The sequence below is a fragment of the Streptomyces griseorubiginosus genome, assembly GCF_017614965.1.
Classification (GTDB): Bacteria; Actinomycetota; Actinomycetes; order Streptomycetales; family Streptomycetaceae; genus Streptomyces; species Streptomyces griseorubiginosus_B.
This window is the reverse complement of record NZ_WVUG01000184.1, coordinates 1-17,589: the sequence shown is the minus strand read 5'-3', so window position 1 is coordinate 17,589 and position 17,589 is coordinate 1. Positions and strand designations below refer to the sequence as shown.

Sequence of the window (17,589 nt, the reverse complement as noted above, 5' to 3'; positions counted from 1 at the left end):
GCCGATGCCGGCGGCGGCGCAGATGCCGGCCGCCGCTCAGATGCCGTCGGTCGCTCAGATGCCGGTTCCGCAGCCCGCGCCCGTAGCGCCTGTGCCTGCGCAGGCTCCGGCGCCGATGCCCGCGCAGGCTCCGGCACCCATGCCCGCTCCGGCGCCCCTACCGGCCCCTGCTCCTTTGCCGACCCCGGTACCGGCGCCCGCGCCGATGGCTCCCGCCGCCGCGATGCCCTCCGGGCTGACGCCGCCGGGTGTTCCGGCGCGTGGCGGACTCACGGCGGCCCAGGTTCGCGGGATGACCGCGCCGGGCCTCGCGCCGGCACCGGCCACGGGGTGGCCGAACGCGCAGAGCTGGCCCAACGCGGCGGGGGCCTAGGCACGCACGGGCGGCCGCGGACTCGTTGTGGCTTGTCGCGCAGTTCCCCGCGCCCCTTGCGGGGCGCCCAGTGGCAGCTCATGGCGTGCCGTGAGGTCGAAGCCCGTCTCCTCCAGCAACCGGCGGTACCCCAAAGCGCCTCGCGCGCTCGCCACCCCCCTCATCGACGTCATGCCGTAGGTCTGATCCGCCCCGAGGGAAGGTCGACCTCGGCCCGCACCGTCTTCCCCATCGGCTCGCGGTCCACCACCTCCCAGCGGTCGGCGAGCGTGTCGACGAGGACGAGGCCGCGGCCGTGTTCGTCGAGGGGGTCGGGCAGCCGTACGTCACCGGGCTTCGGGGGCCGGGGTTCGGTGCGGGTGTCGGTGACCTCGATACGGACGCTGCCCGTCGGGAGGGACAGGCGCAGCTCGAAGTCCCGCCCGGGGACGCGGCCGTGGGTCACCGCGTTGGCTGCAAGCTCGGCGACGATCACCGCGACGGCCTCGGAGACGTCACTGCCGTGCGGGACGCCCCAGGCGTGCAGCTGGTGCAGGGCGAGGTGCCGGGCGAGCCGGGCGCCGCGCGGGGTGGAGCTGAGGCGCTGTGTGAACATACGTACGGTAATCGGCGGTTGGGGAGTGATCGGTGCGGTCATGGGCCCAATCTGGCGGCCCCGCAAGGCCCTTCACCAGGGCATGTGCGCGTACGCTGCCGCAGCGTACGCGACTACGGACTGGACAGTACTCGTGACGGCCCGTGACCATGGGTGCGGGAGGTGACCGACCGTGGTCGATGGTGGCGGTGAGCCGGAGTCGTCGGACAGCATGCGGACCTTCGGGGCCGTGCATCAGGCGTTGCGGGAGCACGCGGGGATCAGCAGGGAGGAGTACGCCGACCTGGTCCGCTTCTCCAAGCACACGGTGGCGTCGGTGGAGTTGGGCCGCCGCATGCCGGACACGGCCTTCGTGGAACGGGCGGAGGAACTGCTGGGCAACACGGGCGCGTTGCGAAAGGCATTGCCGACGCTGGCTCGGCAGCCGGGACTTGCGGCTTGGTTTCGGCGGTGGGCGCGGCTGGAGGCGACCGCGATCACCCTCTACACGTACGAATGCCGGTTGATCCCGGGACTGCTGCAGACCGAGGCGTACGCGCGGACGCTGTTCACCAACCAGCTTCCGCCGCTGGACGACGAGCAGATCGAGGCCCAGTGGATCGCACGGGCCGAGCGTCAACGCCTGCTTCGGGAAAGGCCGAACACGGCGTTCGGCTTCATCCTGGAGGAGCACCTGTTCCAGCGGCGGACGGGCGGTACGGAGGTCACGCGTCAACTCATCGACCACGTACTGGAGATCGCGGATCTGCGGAACGTCGAGATCCAGATCATGCCGACGCTGCAGGAGACGCACGCCGGGCTGGACGGTCCGGTGCAGTTGCTGGAGACGCCGGAGAACCAGTGGTTCGCCTACTGCGAAGGACAGCGAGGCGGCCTGCTCATCTCCGAGCCGAAAGAGGTCAGCGTCCTCCAACGGCGGTATGCCAGGATGCGGTCACAGGCTCTCACTCTCACGGACTCGGTGAGCCTGTTGCAGCGGATGCGAGGGGACCTATGACCACCGGCGAACTCTCCTGGTTCAAGTCGAGCTACAGCAGCGGCGGGGACGGCGACTGCGTCGAGGTCGCCATAACCCCCGCCACCATCCACGTCCGCGACTCCAAGAACCGCCGGGGCCCACACCTCGCCCTGTCGCGGGAGGTGTGGGCCGGTTTCGCGGCGTACGTCAGGACGTCGGGCACGTCTTCCACGCCATGTGGTAGATCGTGCTGATGTCCCCGTCGGTCGAGTCCATCGTCATGAAGCTGACCTTGCCCGGGTTCGCCGACCCCGCGTTCACTCTCAGCTCGGTGTTGATGTTGAAGTTGCGCTGAACTCCGCAGGGTGCCCAGACCAGTTGGGCCCAGTCGGTGGAGTCGGTGGCCTGCCAGTCGTCGTTGTACGAGCCGCTGAAGGGATGGGTCTTGGGCACCGTGTTCGAGGAGCCCTGGAAGTAGTACGAGGCCTTCTGCGTCGCTGACGCGCCCGGCTGGAGCGAGAGGAAGCCCCGGTAGTCGGCGCTGGCGATCGCGTAGGTGAAGCCCTGCGGTACGTGGACGATCAGGTTGAGCTGGCAGTTCTTGCGGAAGGCCGTGGGGTCGGAGTTGCCGCCGGCCTGGGCGAGGTACTGGCTGTAGGTGACCGTGAAGGCCGTGTTGTCCGGGGAGACGGCGACAGCGGCCGTGCCCTGGGGGCAGCCGGAGCCGTTCACGGTCGCCACGTCGATGACGATCTTGTCCGGGGGCGGGTTGTCGAACACGGGGGACGAGTTGTGCGCGGGCAGTGCGGTGGTGAGGAGAGCGGCTACGGCGCCGCTCAGCAGGAGTCCACCAGGCATGGTCTCTCCGGTTCTGTGAGTGGGGGGTGGCACGCCCCCGCACCTTTGAAGAAACCGTGAGCTTTCTGTGAAGGCCGGAGGCGATCCGCATCGTAGGGACGCGGACATGACATGGACAGGACGAACTCCGGCCATTCACAGAAGGGAATTTCACACAGCCGAGGCCCTACGGGTTCTCCCAGGCCGCCGGCTCCGCCGCCAGCGCGCGCACCGGTTCCGGCAGGGCGTCCGCCGCGATGTCGGCGATGGTGACGCCCTCCAGGATGCGCCGGACATTGGCGCGCAGGGCGATCCACAGGGGGAGGAGCGGCTGGGCGGAGCCGGTGTACTCCAGGCCCGTGGGCCGCTCCCCGCGCACCGAGACGATCGGGCCGTCCACCGCCCGGATCACGTCCGCGACCGTGATCTTCCCGGCCTCCCGCGCCAGCCGGTAACCGCCGCCGCCCCCGCGGCGGCTGTCGACGATGCCGGCGCGCCGCAGATCGCCGAGGATCCCCTCCAGGAACTTGTGCGGGATCTCCTGCGTGGCGGCGATGGCCTCCGCCTTCACCGAACCGCCGTCCTGCCGCACGGCCAGCTCAAGAACCGCCCGTACCGCGTAATCCGCCCGCGCCGAGATCCTCATACGACCATTCTGCCGGTCCGGCCGTACACAATGATCCCGCACGCGCCCGCCGACGTACGGCACGACGGGAGGCTCCGATGGGGCTCAGCAGACGTACCTTCACCGCGCTCGCCGGCACCACGGCGCTCGGCCTGACCCTCGGCGGCAGCGCCGCCGCGACCTGCGCCTACGCCGCACCGACCACGCCCACGGGGCCCGCGCCCGCGCGGCCCGCGGCGGACGGCAAGCACCACACGGTCGGCTTCGACCGCTACTCCCTGATCGTCGACGGCCGCCGCCTGGTCGTCTGGTCCGGCGAGATGCACCCCTTCCGGCTGCCGAGCCCCTCCCTGTGGCGGGACGTCCTGCAGAAGATGCGCGCCCACGGCTACAACGCGGTCAGCGTCTACGTGTCGTGGAACTACCACTCCCCCGCCCCGGGCCGGTACGACTTCACCGGCGTCCGCGACCTCGACCTGTTCCTGCGCACGGCCGCCGAGACCGGCCTGTACGTCATCCTCCGCCCGGGCCCCTACATCAACGCCGAGATCGACGCCGGCGGCTTCCCCGGCTGGCTGACCGCCACGAAGGGCACGGCACGCACCGCCGACCCCATCTATCTCTCCCACGTCGACGCATGGCTGACGCACGTCGACGCCATCGCCGCCCGGCACCTCTACACCGACGGCGGCGGCACGATCCTGCTCTACCAGATCGAGAACGAGTACGACGCCCACCCGCAGGACGCGACGGGCCGTGCCTACATGGCCCACCTCTACGAGAAGGTGCGCGCGGACGGCATCGACGTCCCGCTCTTCCACAACGACAAGGGCCGCAACGGATACTGGATTCCCGGCTCCTTCGACACCGGTGGCGAGCAGGGTCGTTGGCTGTACGGCTTCGACGGGTACCCCTCGCCCACCCAAGTACCGCCGGACTGGGGGCACTTCGGGAGCGGCGGGCTGAAGGGCGGGGCGACGGCGAGTCCGCGGACGCCCGGATTCATGCCGGAGTTCGGCGGCGGCTGGTTCGACCCGTGGGGCGGGGTCTGGTTCGACCGGAAGGGGTACGCGGAGTCGCGGCGGCAGCGGGACGCGGCGTACGAGCGGCGCTTCTACCTCACCAACCTCGCCAACGGGATCACCCTGCACAACGTCTACATGACCTTCGGCGGCACGTCCTGGGGCTGGCTGCCCGCGCCGGTCGTCTACACCTCCTACGACTACGGGGCCGCCTTCGACGAGGGCCGGCAGCCCACCGCCAAGCTCGTCCCCATGCACCAGCTCGGCCATCTGCTGCACCACGTCCCCGACTTCGCCAAACTGGACCGCGCGGCGGACGTCACGGCAGCCGGGCTGAAGGCGTACCACCTGGCCAACCCGGACACCGGCGCCGACGTGTACATCCTGCGCAACGACGGGGCGGAGCCGGTCACCTCGACCGTCCCCGGCACGGACGTCCCCGTCACCGTCCCGGCGCAGGACGCGCGGTTGCTCGCCGCCGGGATCGGGCTCGGCACCCGGAAGATGCGGTACTCCAACGCCCAGCCCATGCTCACCCTCAGCGCCGGCCGCCAGGAGATCGCCGTGCTCACCGGGCGGCCGGGCGAGGTGACGGTGACCGCGCTGGAGTGCCCGCTGCGGCCGACGGTGCGGGTGCTGGCCGGGGGCGCCACCCACACGTACGCCGACGGTCTGCTGCGGATCGAGGCCCGGCTCGACGGGCTGACCCGGGTGTCGGTCTCCGGCGGCGGCACCTCCACCCCGCTCCTGCTGCTCCTCGCCGACGACGACACCTCGCTGCGGCTGTTCCCGTACGACACCCCGTCCGGCCACGTGCTGGTGTACGGCCCCGCGCTGCTGCGGACGGCGCAGGTGAACGGGAAGGCGGTACGGCTGACCGGGGACACCGTCCGGGCGGCCGAGCTGGAGGTGTGGGCGCCGCGCGGGATCGGTGAAGTGAGCTGGAACGGGGCGGAGTTGGCGGTGCGGTCGACGTCCTCCGGCAGCCTCCGGGGAACGCGGTCGCTGCCCGGTGCGCGGACGGTGAGCCTGCCCGCGCTGACCGGATGGCGGCGCAGCACGGAGAACCCCGAGTCCGCCGCCCGCTTCGACGACTCCGCCTGGCAGCTCGCCCGGAAGACGTCCTCGTACAGCACGACACCCGTCCCCGAGGGACAGCCCGTCCTCTTCGCCGACGACTACGGCTTCCACTACGGCGACGTCTGGTACCGCGGGCACTTCACGGGCGCTCTGGGCGCGCGGTCCGTGTCGCTCGCCTACGGCGCCGGCACCCAGGGGATGCTGATGGCCTGGCTGGACGGGCGGGCGCTGGGCACGCACCGGATGCCGGTGCCTGACAACGCCAGTGTCCGGCAAGGGAGTTGGACGGCCACGGCGGAGTTCGCCGTACCGGAGGAGCTGCGTACGGACGGCTCGCATGTGCTGTCCGTCCTCGTCCGGCGGATGCAGCACGACCAGGACGGCAAGGCGAAGGACACGCACAAGGCCGCCCGCGGACTGACCTCGGTGACCTTCGACGGGGCCGCTCCCGAGGTGAGGTGGCGGCTGCAGGGTGAGGGGCCGGTCGATCCGGTGCGCGGGCCGCAGAACAACGGCGGGCTGCACGGGGAACGGCACGGGTGGCACCTGCCCGGGTTCGGCGACCGCGGCTGGGAGGCGGTGACCTTGCCGCGCGCCGATCGCCGACAGGGGGTGACCTGGTACCGGACGGGTTTCAAGCTCGCGGTCGACCCCGGGACGGACGCCTCGATCGGGCTGGTCCTGGACGACGACCCGGCCCGCGCCTACCGCGTCCAGATCTTCCTCAACGGCTGGAACATGGGCCAGTACATCAACGACGTGGGTCCGCAGCACACCTTCGTCCTGCCGAACGGGATTCTGCGCACACGTGGTTCCAACACCATCGCACTCGCCGTACTGTCCGACGGGACCACGCTGTCCGGCCCGTCCGAGGTACGGCTGACGCTGCTGGGAGCGGCGGCGGGCGGGGTACCGGTGGCGCCGGTGTGACAGGAATGCCCGCCAGGGCATGACCCGAGAAGGGGGAACATCGTGCGAAGACGGCGTTTCATCAGCGGATTAGTGGGAGCCGGGGCCGGACTGGGGCTGGCCCCGGCGAGTGCGCACGCGGCCACCCAGGACAGCGGGGGCTCGACCGGCGCGGGCCTGACGCGCGGTACGCGTTCGGCGACCGCCGGGGTGCCCCATGACTGGCAGGCCGTGCCGGCCCCCGACTGCACGCCCGCCGCCCAGCTCCTCGGCGTCGCGGCCGCCGGCCCCGACCTCGCCTGGGCGGTCGGCGAGGAGGGCCGCAACGGCAGCACCCCGGGCAGGCCCCTCGCCCTCGTCTGGGACGGCACGGGCTGGACCAGGCTCGACCTCGCCCACCTGGGCTTCGGCGGCGCGCTGCGCTCCGTGGCCGGCACGACGTGCCAGGCCTGGGCTGTGGGCTCCGGCGCGCATCTCCTGCGCTGGGACGGCAGCACCTGGCAGGAGGCCGACTTCCCGGGCCGTTCGGCGTCCGGCACCACCCTCACCGGCGTCGCGGTCGACGCCGACGACGGCGTGTGGGTCTGCGGCCGCGGCAGCGGCGGCTCGGTACTGCTGCACGGCGTCGACGGCACCTGGTCCTGGATCGCGCCCCCGCCCAGCGCGACCACCGCCACCCCGTCCGGTGTCCGCGTCACCGCCTCCGGCGAGGTCTGGGTCTACGACAGCGCCCTCGTCGCCCGCTGGGACGGCACGGCCTGGACCGAGCTGACCGCGCCCGGTGGCCTGCGCCCCGCCGTCACCGGCCTCCTCCCGGTCACCGCCGACGACATCTGGCTGACCGGCTACGACTACGGCGTCGGCGGCCCGCCCGGCAAGCCCCCGGGCGTCACCCTCAAGCACTGGGACGGCACCGCCTGGACGGCCGTCACCGCCCCGTTCACCGTCGGCGTGCTCAGCGGGATCGTCGACGACGGACAGGGCGGCCCGGACCGTATCGCCGGCTGGGACTTCTGGGACCAGACCCGGGCGCACTACCTCCGCTGGGACGGCGGGAGTTGGGTGAGCGAGCGCGGCCCGACCGCCACGACGCCCGTACTGCCCGAGGCCCTCGCGTCCGTGCCGGGCACGGGCGGGTACTGGTCGGTCGGGACGACGTCCTCGTCCCCGTACCCGCCCGCGCAGGTGCACATCGAGCGGTAGGGCCTGTCAGGCCAGCCGGATCACGTTCCACGACAGCGGTTCCAGTACGGCGTCGAGGGTGCCGCCCTCCAGCCTGGTGCCCTCGACGCCGTGCGGGAGGACCCGCTCGGGCTCGGCGAGCGTGTTGCGCGCGTCCGGGTCGGCGTCCGACAGGACGCTGTGCTCGACCACGGACGTCAGGTCCAGGCCGTTGAGGGCGACTTCGAGCGGCAGCGCCTCGGTCCGGCTGCGGTTGACGGCGAAGACGGTGACGGTGCCGTCCTCGGCGCGCACGGCGGTGGCGTGCAGCAGGTCGGCCTCGCCGTACTTCTTCGTCTCGTACGTCGGTGAGTCCACCCGTACGTCGAGGACCTGGCCGCGGCCGTACCGGGAGGCCTGGGCGAAGGGGAAGAAGGTCGTCTGCCGCCAGGCGGGGCCGCCGGGCTCGGTCATGATCGGGGCGATGACGTTGACGAGCTGGGCGAGGCAGGCGACGGTGACGCGGTCCGCGTGCCGCAGCAGCGCGATGAGGAGCGAGCCGAAGACGACGGCGTCCAGGACGCTGTAGTTGTCCTCCAGCAGACGGGGGGCCTCGGGCCAGTCGTGCTGCTCGAAGGTCTTGGCGTGCTCCTCCCACTCGGGCAGGTACCAGACGTTCCACTCGTCGAAGGAGAGGTTGATCTTCTTCTTCGACTTCAGCCGGGCGCCCACGTGGTCGGCGGTGGCGACCACGTTGTCGATGAAGGACTCCATGTCCACGGCGGAGGCGAGGAAGGAGTCGACGTCCCCGTCCTCGGGCCAGTAGTAGGCGTGCAGGGAGACGTAGTCGACGAGGTCGTACGTCTCCTTCAGGACCGTCGCCTCCCACTCGGCGAAGGTCGGCATGGACTGGCTGGAGGAGCCGCAGGCGACGAGTTCGACCTTCGGGTCGATCTGGCGCATCGCGCGTGCCGTCTCGGCGGCGATCCGGCCGTACTCCTCGGCGGTCTTGTGGCCGGTCTGCCAGGGGCCGTCCATCTCGTTGCCCAGGCACCACAGCCGGATGCCGAAGGGGTCCTTGTCGCCGTGGGAGACACGGAGGTCGGACAGGGCCGTGCCCTCGGGGTGGTTGGCGTACTCCTGGAGTTCGAGCGCCTCGGCGACTCCGCGTGTGCCGAGGTTGATCGCCATCATGGGTTCGGCCTGGGGGCCGACCTTGCGCAGGAAGTCGATGTACTCGGAGAGGCCGAAGCGGTTGGTCTCGGTGGAGTGCCAGGCGAGGTCGAGGCGGCGGGGGCGGTCCGCCGCGGGGCCGACGGAGTCCTCCCACTTGTAGCCCGACACGAAGTTGCCGCCGGGATAGCGGATGGCGGTGACCCCGAGTTCACGGACCAGCGCGAGGACGTCCTGGCGCAGCCCCTTGTCGTCGGCGGTGGGGTGGTCCGGTTCGAAGACGCCGGTGTAGACGCAGCGGCCGAGGTGTTCGACGAACGAGCCGAAGAGTCGGGGATCGACCTCGCCGACGGTGAAGGCCGGGTCGAGGGTGAAGCGGGCGGTGCTCTTGCTCATGGGAGCCTTTCCAACTGGGGCTGATTCGTTCGACATTCCGGCATCCGGTCGTAACTTCGAACGTGACGGTAGATAGGAAGCGCTTCCTGGTCAATGCTTTGCACGGGACTTTCCAGCCACGGGAGTCGTTCCGGGTTGAACGACGGCGTGGTGTCGGGCAGCCTGCTGTGCGGCGGCGAGAGGGGGGAGCCATGGACATCGCGGGCGCGCGGAGGAAGGCGGCCCGGCTCGCCGCCGGGCTGCGACGCTCGCGGCGCGTCAACGGGATGCGGGAGCTGACCGCGGAACTCCGTGCGGCGGTGCGGGCCCGGCCGCGTCCGCCCGCCGACGCGGCGGAGCTGTGCCGGGCACTGTGCGAGGCGATGAGCCTGCGGCGCGGAGGGCGGCCGCTGGAGCTGCGCTTCGAGCGCTTCCCCGACGAACTCGAAGTCACCGGGCTGTGGGTGGAGTTCCAGGACTTCGACCTGGTGATCGTCGAGGAGCGGGCCGAGGCGGTGCAGCGACTGGTCGTACTGGGCCACGAGCTCTGGCATCTGCACGCCGGACACAGCCATCACCATGTCGCCGGGGCGGCCCTGGCGGGGCGGCGCGACTGGTCCGACACGGCCCTGTCGGTGGCGGCGCGCGACGGCTCCCGGGCGGCCGACGAGGCGGAGGCCGACGACTTCGGGCACCGGCTCGCGGCGGCGTTCCGGCCCTTCCTGTCCGGGCCGGTCGCCGACGCCCCGCTGGACCCCGTGCACCGGTCGCTGGGCTACCGGGGGCGCGGGAGGACGACGCGGTGAGCGCCGCCCTCCCCCAACTGGCCTTCTCCCCGGCGGGTTTCGTCAACGAGTTCTACCCATCGTTCTGGTGGATCCCGGCGGGCGTCCTGACGGCCGCGCTGGCGATCAAGCTGCCCACCATCGTGCGGCTGTGGGGCGACCCGCTGCTCCGCGCGGTCGGCGGCGTACTGCTCCTTGCCTGTGCGGTGTTCGTGTTCGTGGCGCCGTCGACGATCGCCCGGGTCAACCGGGTCACGGGCGTGCCGAACATCTCGGCGCCGTGGGTGTACTCGCTGCTGACCGCCTTCTGTGGTTCCTGTCTGCTGCTGATCATCGCCTGGCGCCACGGGCTGGCGGACCGCTCCGCGGCGACGGTACGGGCGGTGCGCTGGGTGATCGCGGGCACGTTCACGGTGATCGCCGCGCTGTGGGTGCTGTTCGCTCTCGCGGACGCGCCGGTGGAGAGGCTGCGGGACCTCGACACGTACTACGCCAACACGCCGTACATGCGCGAGATGATCCTGCTCTACCTCTCCGCGCAGGCGCTGGCCACCGTGATCACCTCGGCGCTGATCTGGAACTGGGTGCGCACCGACGGGCTGGACGCGTGGCTGCGCTGGGGGCTGCAGTTCCTCGGCGCCGGGTACGCGACCCAACTCTCCTTCTACGCCGTCAAGTTGCCCGCGGTGATCGCCCGCCTCAGCGGACATCGCCTGGACTGGCTGAGTACGGCTGTGGCGCCGCCGCTCGCGTGTCTGTCCGCGCTCCTCATAGCGGTCGGCTTCATCCTCCCGCACGCGGGCCAGTACCTCCACGACCGCTGGCGCGTCCGACTCGCCCACCACCGTCTGCGCCCGCTGTACCTGCTGATGCGCGCGGTCAACGGCAGCGGAGTCACCTTCCTCCTCCGCGCGACACCGGAGCTGCGGCTGATCCGCCGCGAGACCTTCATCCGCGACGTCCTGCTCCCGCTGGCCCGCCACATCGACGAGGACCGCCGACAACGGATGTACGAGGCGGCGCTCGCCCTGGGCCACGATCCGGACCGCGCGAGGGCGGTCGCCGCCGCCCTGGCCATCCAGGACGCGATCGCCGGCCGCCACCGGCCGCCCCACCCCACCGCCCGGTCCGCCACGCCGGACACGACCGACCTCCTCCGCGAGATCGGCCCCATCTCCCACGCCCTCCGACACCCGGAGGCACTGCTCGCGGTGCGGGCGGGGGTGGGGGAGCGGGAGGAGGCGCGGAGGTGATTCGCTGTCGGTGCTGTCGGTGCTGTCGGTGCTGTCGGTGCAGTCGGTGCTGTCGGTGCAGTCGGTGCAGTCGGTGCTGTCGATCAGCCGGCGAAGGCCGGTTGGGGGAGGCCCTTGCCTGCGCCCGGTAGCACCAGCAGGGAGCCGGAGAGCGGGAGCGGGGCGGTCAGGCCGGTGCGGGCCGTGGTGACGTAGAGGTCGGTCAGGTCGGGGCCACCGAAGGCGCAGGCGGTGGGGCGCTGGGTCGGCAGCTCGATGACGCGGTCCAGATCACCGGCGGGCGTGTAGCGCCGTACCGCTCCTCCGTCCCACAGCGCGACCCACACGCAGCCGTCCGCGTCCACCGTCAGCCCGTCCGGGAAGCCGGCGCCGTCCTCGATCCCGGCGAGCGGGCGCCGGTTGCCGACCCGCCCCTCACCGTCGTGGTCGAAGACGTCGATACGCCGGGTCGGCGAGTCGATGTAGTACATGAGCCGCCCGTCGGGGCTCCACCCCGTGCCGTTGCTGACGGCGACGTCGTCGAGGATGGTCCCCACGGCCCCCTCACCGGTGAAACGGGCCAGCGTGCCGCCCCCCGGTGCCTCGTCGTAGCGCATGGTGCCGGCCCACAGCGAGCCGTCGGGCGCGACGGCGGCGTCGTTGCCGCGGCGGCCCGGGACGGGTTCGTGGTGCAGCCAGCGGAAGGCGCCGTCCGGGTCGACCAGCCCCACCCCGTCCCGAAGGTTCAGCACGAGCCCACCGCCGGCGCGCGGCTTGGCGGCGCCGACGTGCTGCTCGGTGACCCGGACCGTGCGCCGCACGGACCCGGGTTCATAGGTGTGCACGCGGCTGCCGAGGATGTCGACCCAGATCAGCCGCCCGCCCTGCGCGTCCCAGGTGGGCCCCTCCCCCAGCTCGGCCTCGGCCCGGACCGCGACCTCGTACCCGTACGTCATACGACACTCCGGTGTCCGAGCCGCTCCGACAGTTCGGCGGCACCCTTGGCGGCCAGCTGCTCCAGCTCGGCGCGGCGCTCGTCGCTCCAGCGGATCATGGGGACGGAGATGGACAGCGCGGCGACGACCTGCCCCGCACGGTCCTTCACAGGTGCCGCCACGCAGCTGACGTCCGGGTTGGACTCCCGGTTCTCCACCGCGAGGCCGCGCTGCCGGATCTGGGCGAGGGTCTCGCGCAGGGCGGCCGGGTCGGTGATGCTGTTGGGAGTCATCGCGACAAGCCTGGCGTCGTCCGGGATGCGCGCGGAGAGTTCCTGCTCCGGAAGGGAGGCCAGCAGCATCTTCCCGACGGACGTGCAGTGGGCGGGCAGCCGGCGGCCGGCGGCGGACACCATGCGCACCGCGTGCGTGGAGTCCACCTTGGCGATGTAGATGACGTCGGTGCCCTCGAGGATCGCCACGTGCACGGTCTCGTCGCAGGTCTCGGCGACGGACCGGGCGACCTGCTGCCCCTCGGCGGCGAGGTCCAGCTGCTCGGCGTAACGGCTGCCGAGCTGGTACGGCCGTACGCCGAGCCGGTAACGTCCGGGCTGCCCCGGTACCTGGACGATGTACGACCGGGCGGCGAGCGTGGTGACCAGCTCGTGCACGGTGGTGCGCGGCAGCTGCAGCTTGCGCACGATGTCGGGGGCGGAGAGCGTCCCGTCCCCGTCGAGGAAGAGCTCGAGAATGTCGAGAGCTCGGGTCACGGCAGGCACCAGGCGTCCCACAACCGGCCCCCTCCCTTGATTATCTGGGCGTCTGCGTTCGAAATTTCAACAGACGATCGGCATGACGAACACAGGCTAACGACGCACGTTTGCCCGGGCAATGGTTCTGCGTGGAACCCCTGGTTCAGCAGGAGCCGAGGTGCTCCCAAACCGAGTCGAACCATCCCTGCGCGCCACCCACGAACGCCGCACCGGGCGAGTCCGGGTCGGCCTCCTTGACATGATGGATGAGCCGGGTGCCCGGACCGAGCACGTCGACCACCTCGACGTCCTCGCCGTCCTCACCGCCCAGCGCGATTCGCCGCTCGACGACCTGGTGGAAACCATGCAGCGCCTGCGCGCGGTTCACCAGGTAGAGGTCGAAGACGGGCATCATCATGATCTGGCGGACTTCAGCCTCCACGGCGGGCACCAGCCCCTGGGTCTGCAGCTCACGAAGAACCTGGCGCAAAGCGTCGGTGTGGTGACGCTTGATGGCCGTGAACCGGTCCCTGAGGGCCTGATCGTGAACGCCGCCCAGGGCACGCGGGTAGGGAAGATCGACCGAGTCGGCAGGAAGGAGCAGGCGCAGGGCGATGCGCTGTGGCGCGATCATCCCGGCCCAGATCCGCTCGGCCTGCAGGCGGATGTGCGTGCAGAGGGACTCCCCCGTGAGCGTGCAGACGTCCAGGGTCACTTCGGATTCCTCGAACGCCTGACCGAGGAAACAGCCCAGCGTGATCGATGAGCCGGACCTTTCTCTCGTCGGCACACGGAGCGGTGTTCCGGTCACGCGTGCCCCTCTTCCCTGGCGCACTTCGATCCAGCCCTCGCCGTGCAGCTCCCTCAGGACACGCTGGACGGTGTCGCGGGACACGCCGAACTCCGCAGCGAGGTCACGCTGTGGCGGGAGGACGCTCTGAGACGGATAGGTGCCGTCCGCGATACGGGCCCGCAGTGTTTCCAGGACCTGGCGGGTCCTGTCGGTATATCCCTCACCCACACGCCGCTCGTACCATTCGCCACGGTCGCAGAAACCCATTGCCGTCAATTGACCGAACATGATCGGAGTGCGTATGGACGTGCTGGTGACCGGTGGTAGTGGGTTTGTCGGGAGTCATCTGGTGCGGCGGCTGCTGGAGCGTGGGTATCGCGTTCGGGCCACTGTTCGCAGCGTCGGCAACGGGGCCAAGGTCGCGCCGTTGCGGGCCATGCAGGACGGTCATCCCGGGCGGCTCGAGCTGTTCGAGGCCGATCTGCTCGTCGAGGGGGACTTCGACGAGGCCATGAAGGGGTGCGAGGTCGTGTTCCATGTGGCCTCGCCCTTCTTCATGCCGGAGAAGATCAAGGACGGGCAGCGGGACATGGTCGAGCCCGCGCTGAGCGGCACGCGGAACGTCGTCGGGAGTGTGGAGCGGACGCCGAGTGTGCGGCGGCTGGTGTTCACCTCCACCGTCGGTGCGATCTTCGGGGACTACGCGGACGTGCTGGAGATGGAGGGGCGGGTGTTGAGGGAAAGCTGCTTCAACACCACCAGCACCGTGGAGAACAACCCGTACCACTACGCCAAGACCGTCGCGGAGCAGGCCGCCTGGGAGGCCGAGAAGCGGCAGGACCGGTGGCGCATGGTCGCCGTCAACCCGGGGCTGGTGCTCGGGCCCTCGCTCACCCCCGCCTCCGAGTCCGGCAGCCTCTTCCTCCTGGAGGAGCTGTTCAAGGGGTACTTCTTCTACGGCGCCCCCGACTTCAGCTTCACCACGGCCGACGTACGGGACGTGGCGGACGCGCACATCGCCGCGGCCGAGGTGGCGGAGGCGCACGGCCGGTACATCGTCGCCGCCGAGGAGATGACCTCCTTCCACGACATGGCCCGGATCATCCGGGGCCGGTATCCGAAGGACCTGCGGCTGCCCCGAACCCGCCTCCCGCACTGGCCCGTTCGCGTGCTCGGTCCCGCCTTCGGGCTGACCCAGGACTACATCCGCAAGCACCTCGGCATCAGGTTCCGGGTCGACAACAGCCGCAGCGTCGGGGAGTTGGGGATCAGCTACCGGCCGATCGAGGAGACCGTGCTGGATCACTACGAGGCGTGGCGGGCACAGCGGTGACAGGGGACGGTCACCGCCGTCCCGTCTCTCCCAGCACCCCCCTCAACCTCTGTGCCCTCAGCACCAGTTCCAGTTCGAAGCGGCGGTCCGGGTCGTCGATCTCGTCGCCCCACAACTCGCGGATCTGCCGCAGGCGATAACGCACCGTCTGCGGATGGACGCCGAGGCGGGCCGCCACCTCCGGCGCCCCGCCCCGCGTCTCCAGCCACGCCAGTAACGTCTCCGCCAGCCGGCGGCCGTGGGTGGGACCGCAGTGGGCCAGGGGGGCCAGGCAGCGCAGCGCCAGGTCGTCGATCAGCTCCTCGGGCTGCAGAAGCACCAGGGCCTCGGTGTGTTCCGTGCAGTACAGGACGTCCCCGGCCGGCAGCAGCCGCCGTTCCATCAGCCCTACGGCCGCCTCAGCCCACCGCAGTGACTTCGCCGCGTCGGCCAGGGGCACGGGCGGGCCGATCGCCCCGGACCAGCCGGTCAGCGCGCGGTGCAGGAGCTCGGAGCGGCCGGCCGCGTCCGGTTCCGGCACGACCATACGGGGCTGTTCGTACTCCATGTCGAGCAGCACCCCCTGCCCGACGGCGGGCGCGACCGCCTCCCGGGCCGGGCGGAGCAGGACCCCGACGGCGACCTTGCGGGGCAGGGGCCAGCCGACGCGAGCGGCGCGCTCGGTCAGCGCGTCGGCCGTGTCGCCCCGGTGGTGCTCGGCCAACAGCAGTTCCATCAGGCGGCGTTGGAGACGCAGCCGTTCCCCGGCCTGTCGGGCCGCCGCTTCCGCGTAGCCCCGTACCGACTGGTCGACCAGGCCGTCGAGATACTCGTAGCCCGCGTCGACCAGTTCGTACATCGCGGGCGGCGGGATCTCGACGCGCTGCCCGATCTCGGCGAAACGGCGCCAGGCGAGGCGTACGCCCATGCGGTAGATCGCCTGCAGCGAGTCGAGGCTGCGCCCGTGCAGGCCCTCGCCCCTGCCGAACTCCTGGAAGACGCCCGGCGGGACGGTCGGGCGGCCCTCCGAGGTCTCCAGGTGCTGGACGAAGACCTCGATGGCGCGGCGGATGCCGACCAGGGCCATCGGTTCGCCCGACTCGTCCAGGACGACGGGCAGGTGCGGGTACTCGCGGCGGATCTCGCGCAGGATCTCCTCGGCGAGCGCGGGTGCCTCCGCCATGGCGATGGCGGCGAACCGGCGGACCTGGAGGCGGGGGACGTCGTGCCAGGCCGAGCGGGTGGTGATGGCGGGTGAGCGGGCCGGCCCCACCGGTCAACTCCCTTGCCCGGCTTGCTCGTAGGTGATCAAGGGGGTGTTGGGCTGGTCGGGCGTGGCGTCGAGCAGGGCGGTGATGCCGAGGGCGGCGCCCACGGCGAGGGCCGCGGCGGCCACGACGGTCAGCGCGGCGGCGAGCAGTCTGGACATCGCAGGGTCAGCCTCTCTGTCCGAAAGGTCGTCCCCACCCGGTGGTCCCACCCCTGCCTGTCGGCCCAGTCTCGACAAGCATTGACACCCCGTCAAGAGGCGCCTACGGTCTGCGGCCCATAGAGCGGCCCGAACTCCGTCAACCTTTCGCCCCTGGAGTATCCGGATGCGCCGTACAGCCTCACCCCTCTCTCTGATTCTGCTGGGAATCGGCACGTTTCTGCTGGTCCTGGCGCCGATGCTGGTCTGGTACGTCGAGCCGCGGGCCGCCGTGAACCCGATCGACATCGACACGACCGCCGTGTACCGCGGCACCGGCAGCTACTTCGACACGGACGAGATCAAGACCGTGCACGACCAGCGGATCACCGTCACCCAGCAGGTGCGCGGCAACGTCGCGGACAGCGAGAAGAGCGGCGACGCGGTGTGGGACGTGACGACGACCGTCGACACCGACAAGTCGCTGCCGGCCGCCGATCCGCACGACGCGCTGGAGTTCTTCCTCAACCGGTGGGTGACCGACCGGCGGACGAACCGGCCCGTGCACTGCTGCAAGGAGAATCCCTACTTCGAGGGCGACGCCTATCTCAAATTCCCCTTCGACGTGCACAAACGGTCCTACACCTGGTGGGACAACTCGCTCGGCGACACCGTGGTGCTGCACTACCGGGGTACGAAGAAGGTCCAGGGGTACACGGGTTACCGGTTCACCGGGACCGTCGCGCCCACGAAGATCGGGACGCGGCTGGTGCCGGGCACGATCGTCGGCCAGAAGAACAAACCGCAGGTCCTGGCCGAGGAGTGGTACGCCAACCACGGCATCGAGCTGGTCGTCGACCAGCGCACCGGCCGGGTGCTCTACGCCCAGGTCGGCCCGCGCCGGACCCTGCGCGCGCCCGGCTCGAAGACGGACGCCGTCGTACTGCTCGACAGCCGCAAACTGGGGTTCACCACGCAGACGCAGAAGTCGCAGGTGAAACTCGCGAAGAAGGAGAGCGGTCAACTGCGCATGGTGGGTGAGACGTTGCCGATCGGTGCGGCTGTGGCCGGATTCGTACTGGCGGCGATTGGTGGTGCTCTGGTGGTACGAGGACGCAGGCGCCCCGAGTCGCCCGATTCATCCGCACCTCAGCTCACGATGTGACATGACGTCAGTTCTAATAAAGCCGGAAATTGTCATGTCGGTGAGTAGCCCTGGCGAACGGCACGGCGAAAACTGTCCAACCCCACCCGAACACAACCC

General features: G+C 70.9%; 17 protein-coding genes. 8 read left to right on the top strand and 9 right to left on the bottom strand.

The genetic code is table 11. The features are described 5' to 3' along the window. Positions 1–542: 542 nt before the first annotated feature. Complete coding sequence (locus tag GRC12_RS28630; protein ID WP_208782259.1) at positions 543–1,010, bottom strand: ATP-binding protein; 468 nt, start codon at positions 1,008–1,010, stop codon at positions 543–545. 169 nt (positions 1,011–1,179) lie between these two features. On the opposite strand from GRC12_RS28630, the gene GRC12_RS28625 reads away from it, so the two are divergent. Both GRC12_RS28625 and GRC12_RS28620 read left to right on the top strand, forming a co-directional pair. Then, complete coding sequence (locus GRC12_RS28625; protein ID WP_208782263.1) at positions 1,180–1,965, top strand: helix-turn-helix domain-containing protein; 786 nt, start codon at positions 1,180–1,182, stop codon at positions 1,963–1,965. After that, positions 1,962–2,180: a DUF397 domain-containing protein gene (locus GRC12_RS28620; RefSeq protein WP_133041217.1), complete on the top strand. Its 219-nt coding sequence runs from the start codon at positions 1,962–1,964 to the stop codon at positions 2,178–2,180. Before GRC12_RS28625 ends, GRC12_RS28620 begins: the two co-directional genes overlap by 4 nt. On the opposite strand, the gene GRC12_RS28615 is transcribed toward GRC12_RS28620, so the two are convergent. Continuing rightward, positions 2,134–2,784, bottom strand: coding sequence for a DUF4360 domain-containing protein (locus GRC12_RS28615; RefSeq protein WP_208782258.1), 651 nt, complete (start codon positions 2,782–2,784; stop codon positions 2,134–2,136). The two genes, GRC12_RS28620 and GRC12_RS28615, sit on opposite strands and share 47 nt — an antisense overlap. A gap of 166 nt (positions 2,785–2,950) precedes the next feature. Then, a complete protein-coding gene (locus GRC12_RS28610) occupies positions 2,951–3,409 on the bottom strand; it encodes an RrF2 family transcriptional regulator (protein ID WP_133041215.1) in 459 nt (152 codons plus the stop codon). A gap of 77 nt (positions 3,410–3,486) precedes the next feature. On the opposite strand from GRC12_RS28610, the gene GRC12_RS28605 reads away from it, so the two are divergent. Further along, positions 3,487–6,420, top strand: coding sequence for a glycoside hydrolase family 35 protein (locus GRC12_RS28605; RefSeq protein WP_208782257.1), 2,934 nt, complete (start codon positions 3,487–3,489; stop codon positions 6,418–6,420). Between the two features lie 42 nt (positions 6,421–6,462). Further along, positions 6,463–7,602: a WD40/YVTN/BNR-like repeat-containing protein gene (locus GRC12_RS28600; RefSeq protein WP_208782256.1), complete on the top strand. Its 1,140-nt coding sequence runs from the start codon at positions 6,463–6,465 to the stop codon at positions 7,600–7,602. A gap of 6 nt (positions 7,603–7,608) precedes the next feature. Here GRC12_RS28600 and arfA read toward each other — a convergent pair whose 3' ends face one another. Beyond that, complete coding sequence (arfA, locus tag GRC12_RS28595; protein WP_208782255.1) at positions 7,609–9,129, bottom strand: arabinosylfuranosidase ArfA; 1,521 nt, start codon at positions 9,127–9,129, stop codon at positions 7,609–7,611. A gap of 191 nt (positions 9,130–9,320) precedes the next feature. Between arfA and GRC12_RS28590 the strand changes: the two genes are divergently transcribed. Both GRC12_RS28590 and GRC12_RS28585 read left to right on the top strand, forming a co-directional pair. Next, on the top strand, positions 9,321–9,914 hold the full coding sequence (locus GRC12_RS28590) for a toxin-antitoxin system, toxin component family protein (protein ID WP_208782254.1): 594 nt from the start codon (positions 9,321–9,323) through the stop codon (positions 9,912–9,914). Next, positions 9,911–11,146, top strand: coding sequence for a DUF6545 domain-containing protein (locus GRC12_RS28585; protein ID WP_308286661.1), 1,236 nt, complete (start codon positions 9,911–9,913; stop codon positions 11,144–11,146). Before GRC12_RS28590 ends, GRC12_RS28585 begins: the two co-directional genes overlap by 4 nt. A gap of 83 nt (positions 11,147–11,229) precedes the next feature. Here the strand turns inward: GRC12_RS28585 and GRC12_RS28580 are convergent, their stop codons facing one another. From GRC12_RS28580 to GRC12_RS28570, 3 genes are all read right to left on the bottom strand, one after another. Then, on the bottom strand, positions 11,230–12,081 hold the full coding sequence (locus tag GRC12_RS28580; protein WP_208782253.1) for an SMP-30/gluconolactonase/LRE family protein: 852 nt from the start codon (positions 12,079–12,081) through the stop codon (positions 11,230–11,232). Beyond that, positions 12,078–12,851 (bottom strand): IclR family transcriptional regulator, encoded by a 774-nt coding sequence (locus GRC12_RS28575; RefSeq protein ID WP_208782252.1) that lies wholly within the window; start codon positions 12,849–12,851, stop codon positions 12,078–12,080. Before GRC12_RS28575 ends, GRC12_RS28580 begins: the two co-directional genes overlap by 4 nt. Positions 12,852–12,975: 124 nt before the next feature. Further along, a complete protein-coding gene (locus GRC12_RS28570; protein ID WP_244373906.1) occupies positions 12,976–13,893 on the bottom strand; it encodes a winged helix-turn-helix domain-containing protein in 918 nt (305 codons plus the stop codon). Here GRC12_RS28570 and GRC12_RS28565 point away from each other — a divergent pair. Beyond that, on the top strand, positions 13,892–14,938 hold the full coding sequence (locus GRC12_RS28565; protein WP_244373905.1) for an NAD-dependent epimerase/dehydratase family protein: 1,047 nt from the start codon (positions 13,892–13,894) through the stop codon (positions 14,936–14,938). The genes GRC12_RS28570 and GRC12_RS28565 overlap by 2 nt on opposite strands. Positions 14,939–14,948: 10 nt before the next feature. On the opposite strand, the gene GRC12_RS28560 is transcribed toward GRC12_RS28565, so the two are convergent. Both GRC12_RS28560 and GRC12_RS28555 read right to left on the bottom strand, forming a co-directional pair. Then, positions 14,949–16,190 (bottom strand): helix-turn-helix domain-containing protein, encoded by a 1,242-nt coding sequence (locus GRC12_RS28560; protein WP_208782251.1) that lies wholly within the window; start codon positions 16,188–16,190, stop codon positions 14,949–14,951. Positions 16,191–16,193: 3 nt separating this feature from the next. Next, positions 16,194–16,346, bottom strand: coding sequence for a hypothetical protein (locus GRC12_RS28555; protein ID WP_208782250.1), 153 nt, complete (start codon positions 16,344–16,346; stop codon positions 16,194–16,196). 166 nt (positions 16,347–16,512) lie between these two features. Here GRC12_RS28555 and GRC12_RS28550 point away from each other — a divergent pair, with 166 nt between their 5' ends. After that, complete coding sequence (locus GRC12_RS28550; RefSeq protein WP_208782249.1) at positions 16,513–17,490, top strand: DUF3068 domain-containing protein; 978 nt, start codon at positions 16,513–16,515, stop codon at positions 17,488–17,490. Positions 17,491–17,589 lie beyond the last annotated feature (99 nt).

What these genes read in the sequence shown, in the direction of transcription:
- GRC12_RS28630 (WP_208782259.1), bottom strand. Translation starts at nt 1,010, where the DNA reads ATGACCGCACCGATCACTCCCCAACCGCCGATTACCGTACGTATGTTC.
- GRC12_RS28625 (WP_208782263.1), top strand. Translation starts at nt 1,180, where the DNA reads ATGCGGACCTTCGGGGCCGTGCATCAGGCGTTGCGGGAGCACGCGGGG.
- GRC12_RS28620 (WP_133041217.1), top strand. Translation starts at nt 1,962, where the DNA reads ATGACCACCGGCGAACTCTCCTGGTTCAAGTCGAGCTACAGCAGCGGC.
- GRC12_RS28615 (WP_208782258.1), bottom strand. Translation starts at nt 2,784, where the DNA reads ATGCCTGGTGGACTCCTGCTGAGCGGCGCCGTAGCCGCTCTCCTCACC.
- GRC12_RS28610 (WP_133041215.1), bottom strand. Translation starts at nt 3,409, where the DNA reads ATGAGGATCTCGGCGCGGGCGGATTACGCGGTACGGGCGGTTCTTGAG.
- GRC12_RS28605 (WP_208782257.1), top strand. Translation starts at nt 3,487, where the DNA reads ATGGGGCTCAGCAGACGTACCTTCACCGCGCTCGCCGGCACCACGGCG.
- arfA (WP_208782255.1), bottom strand. Translation starts at nt 9,129, where the DNA reads ATGAGCAAGAGCACCGCCCGCTTCACCCTCGACCCGGCCTTCACCGTC.
- GRC12_RS28590 (WP_208782254.1), top strand. Translation starts at nt 9,321, where the DNA reads ATGGACATCGCGGGCGCGCGGAGGAAGGCGGCCCGGCTCGCCGCCGGG.
- GRC12_RS28580 (WP_208782253.1), bottom strand. Translation starts at nt 12,081, where the DNA reads ATGACGTACGGGTACGAGGTCGCGGTCCGGGCCGAGGCCGAGCTGGGG.
- GRC12_RS28565 (WP_244373905.1), top strand. Translation starts at nt 13,892, where the DNA reads ATGATCGGAGTGCGTATGGACGTGCTGGTGACCGGTGGTAGTGGGTTT.
- GRC12_RS28570 (WP_244373906.1), bottom strand. Translation starts at nt 13,893, where the DNA reads ATGTTCGGTCAATTGACGGCAATGGGTTTCTGCGACCGTGGCGAATGG.
- GRC12_RS28555 (WP_208782250.1), bottom strand. Translation starts at nt 16,346, where the DNA reads ATGTCCAGACTGCTCGCCGCCGCGCTGACCGTCGTGGCCGCCGCGGCC.
- GRC12_RS28550 (WP_208782249.1), top strand. Translation starts at nt 16,513, where the DNA reads ATGCGCCGTACAGCCTCACCCCTCTCTCTGATTCTGCTGGGAATCGGC.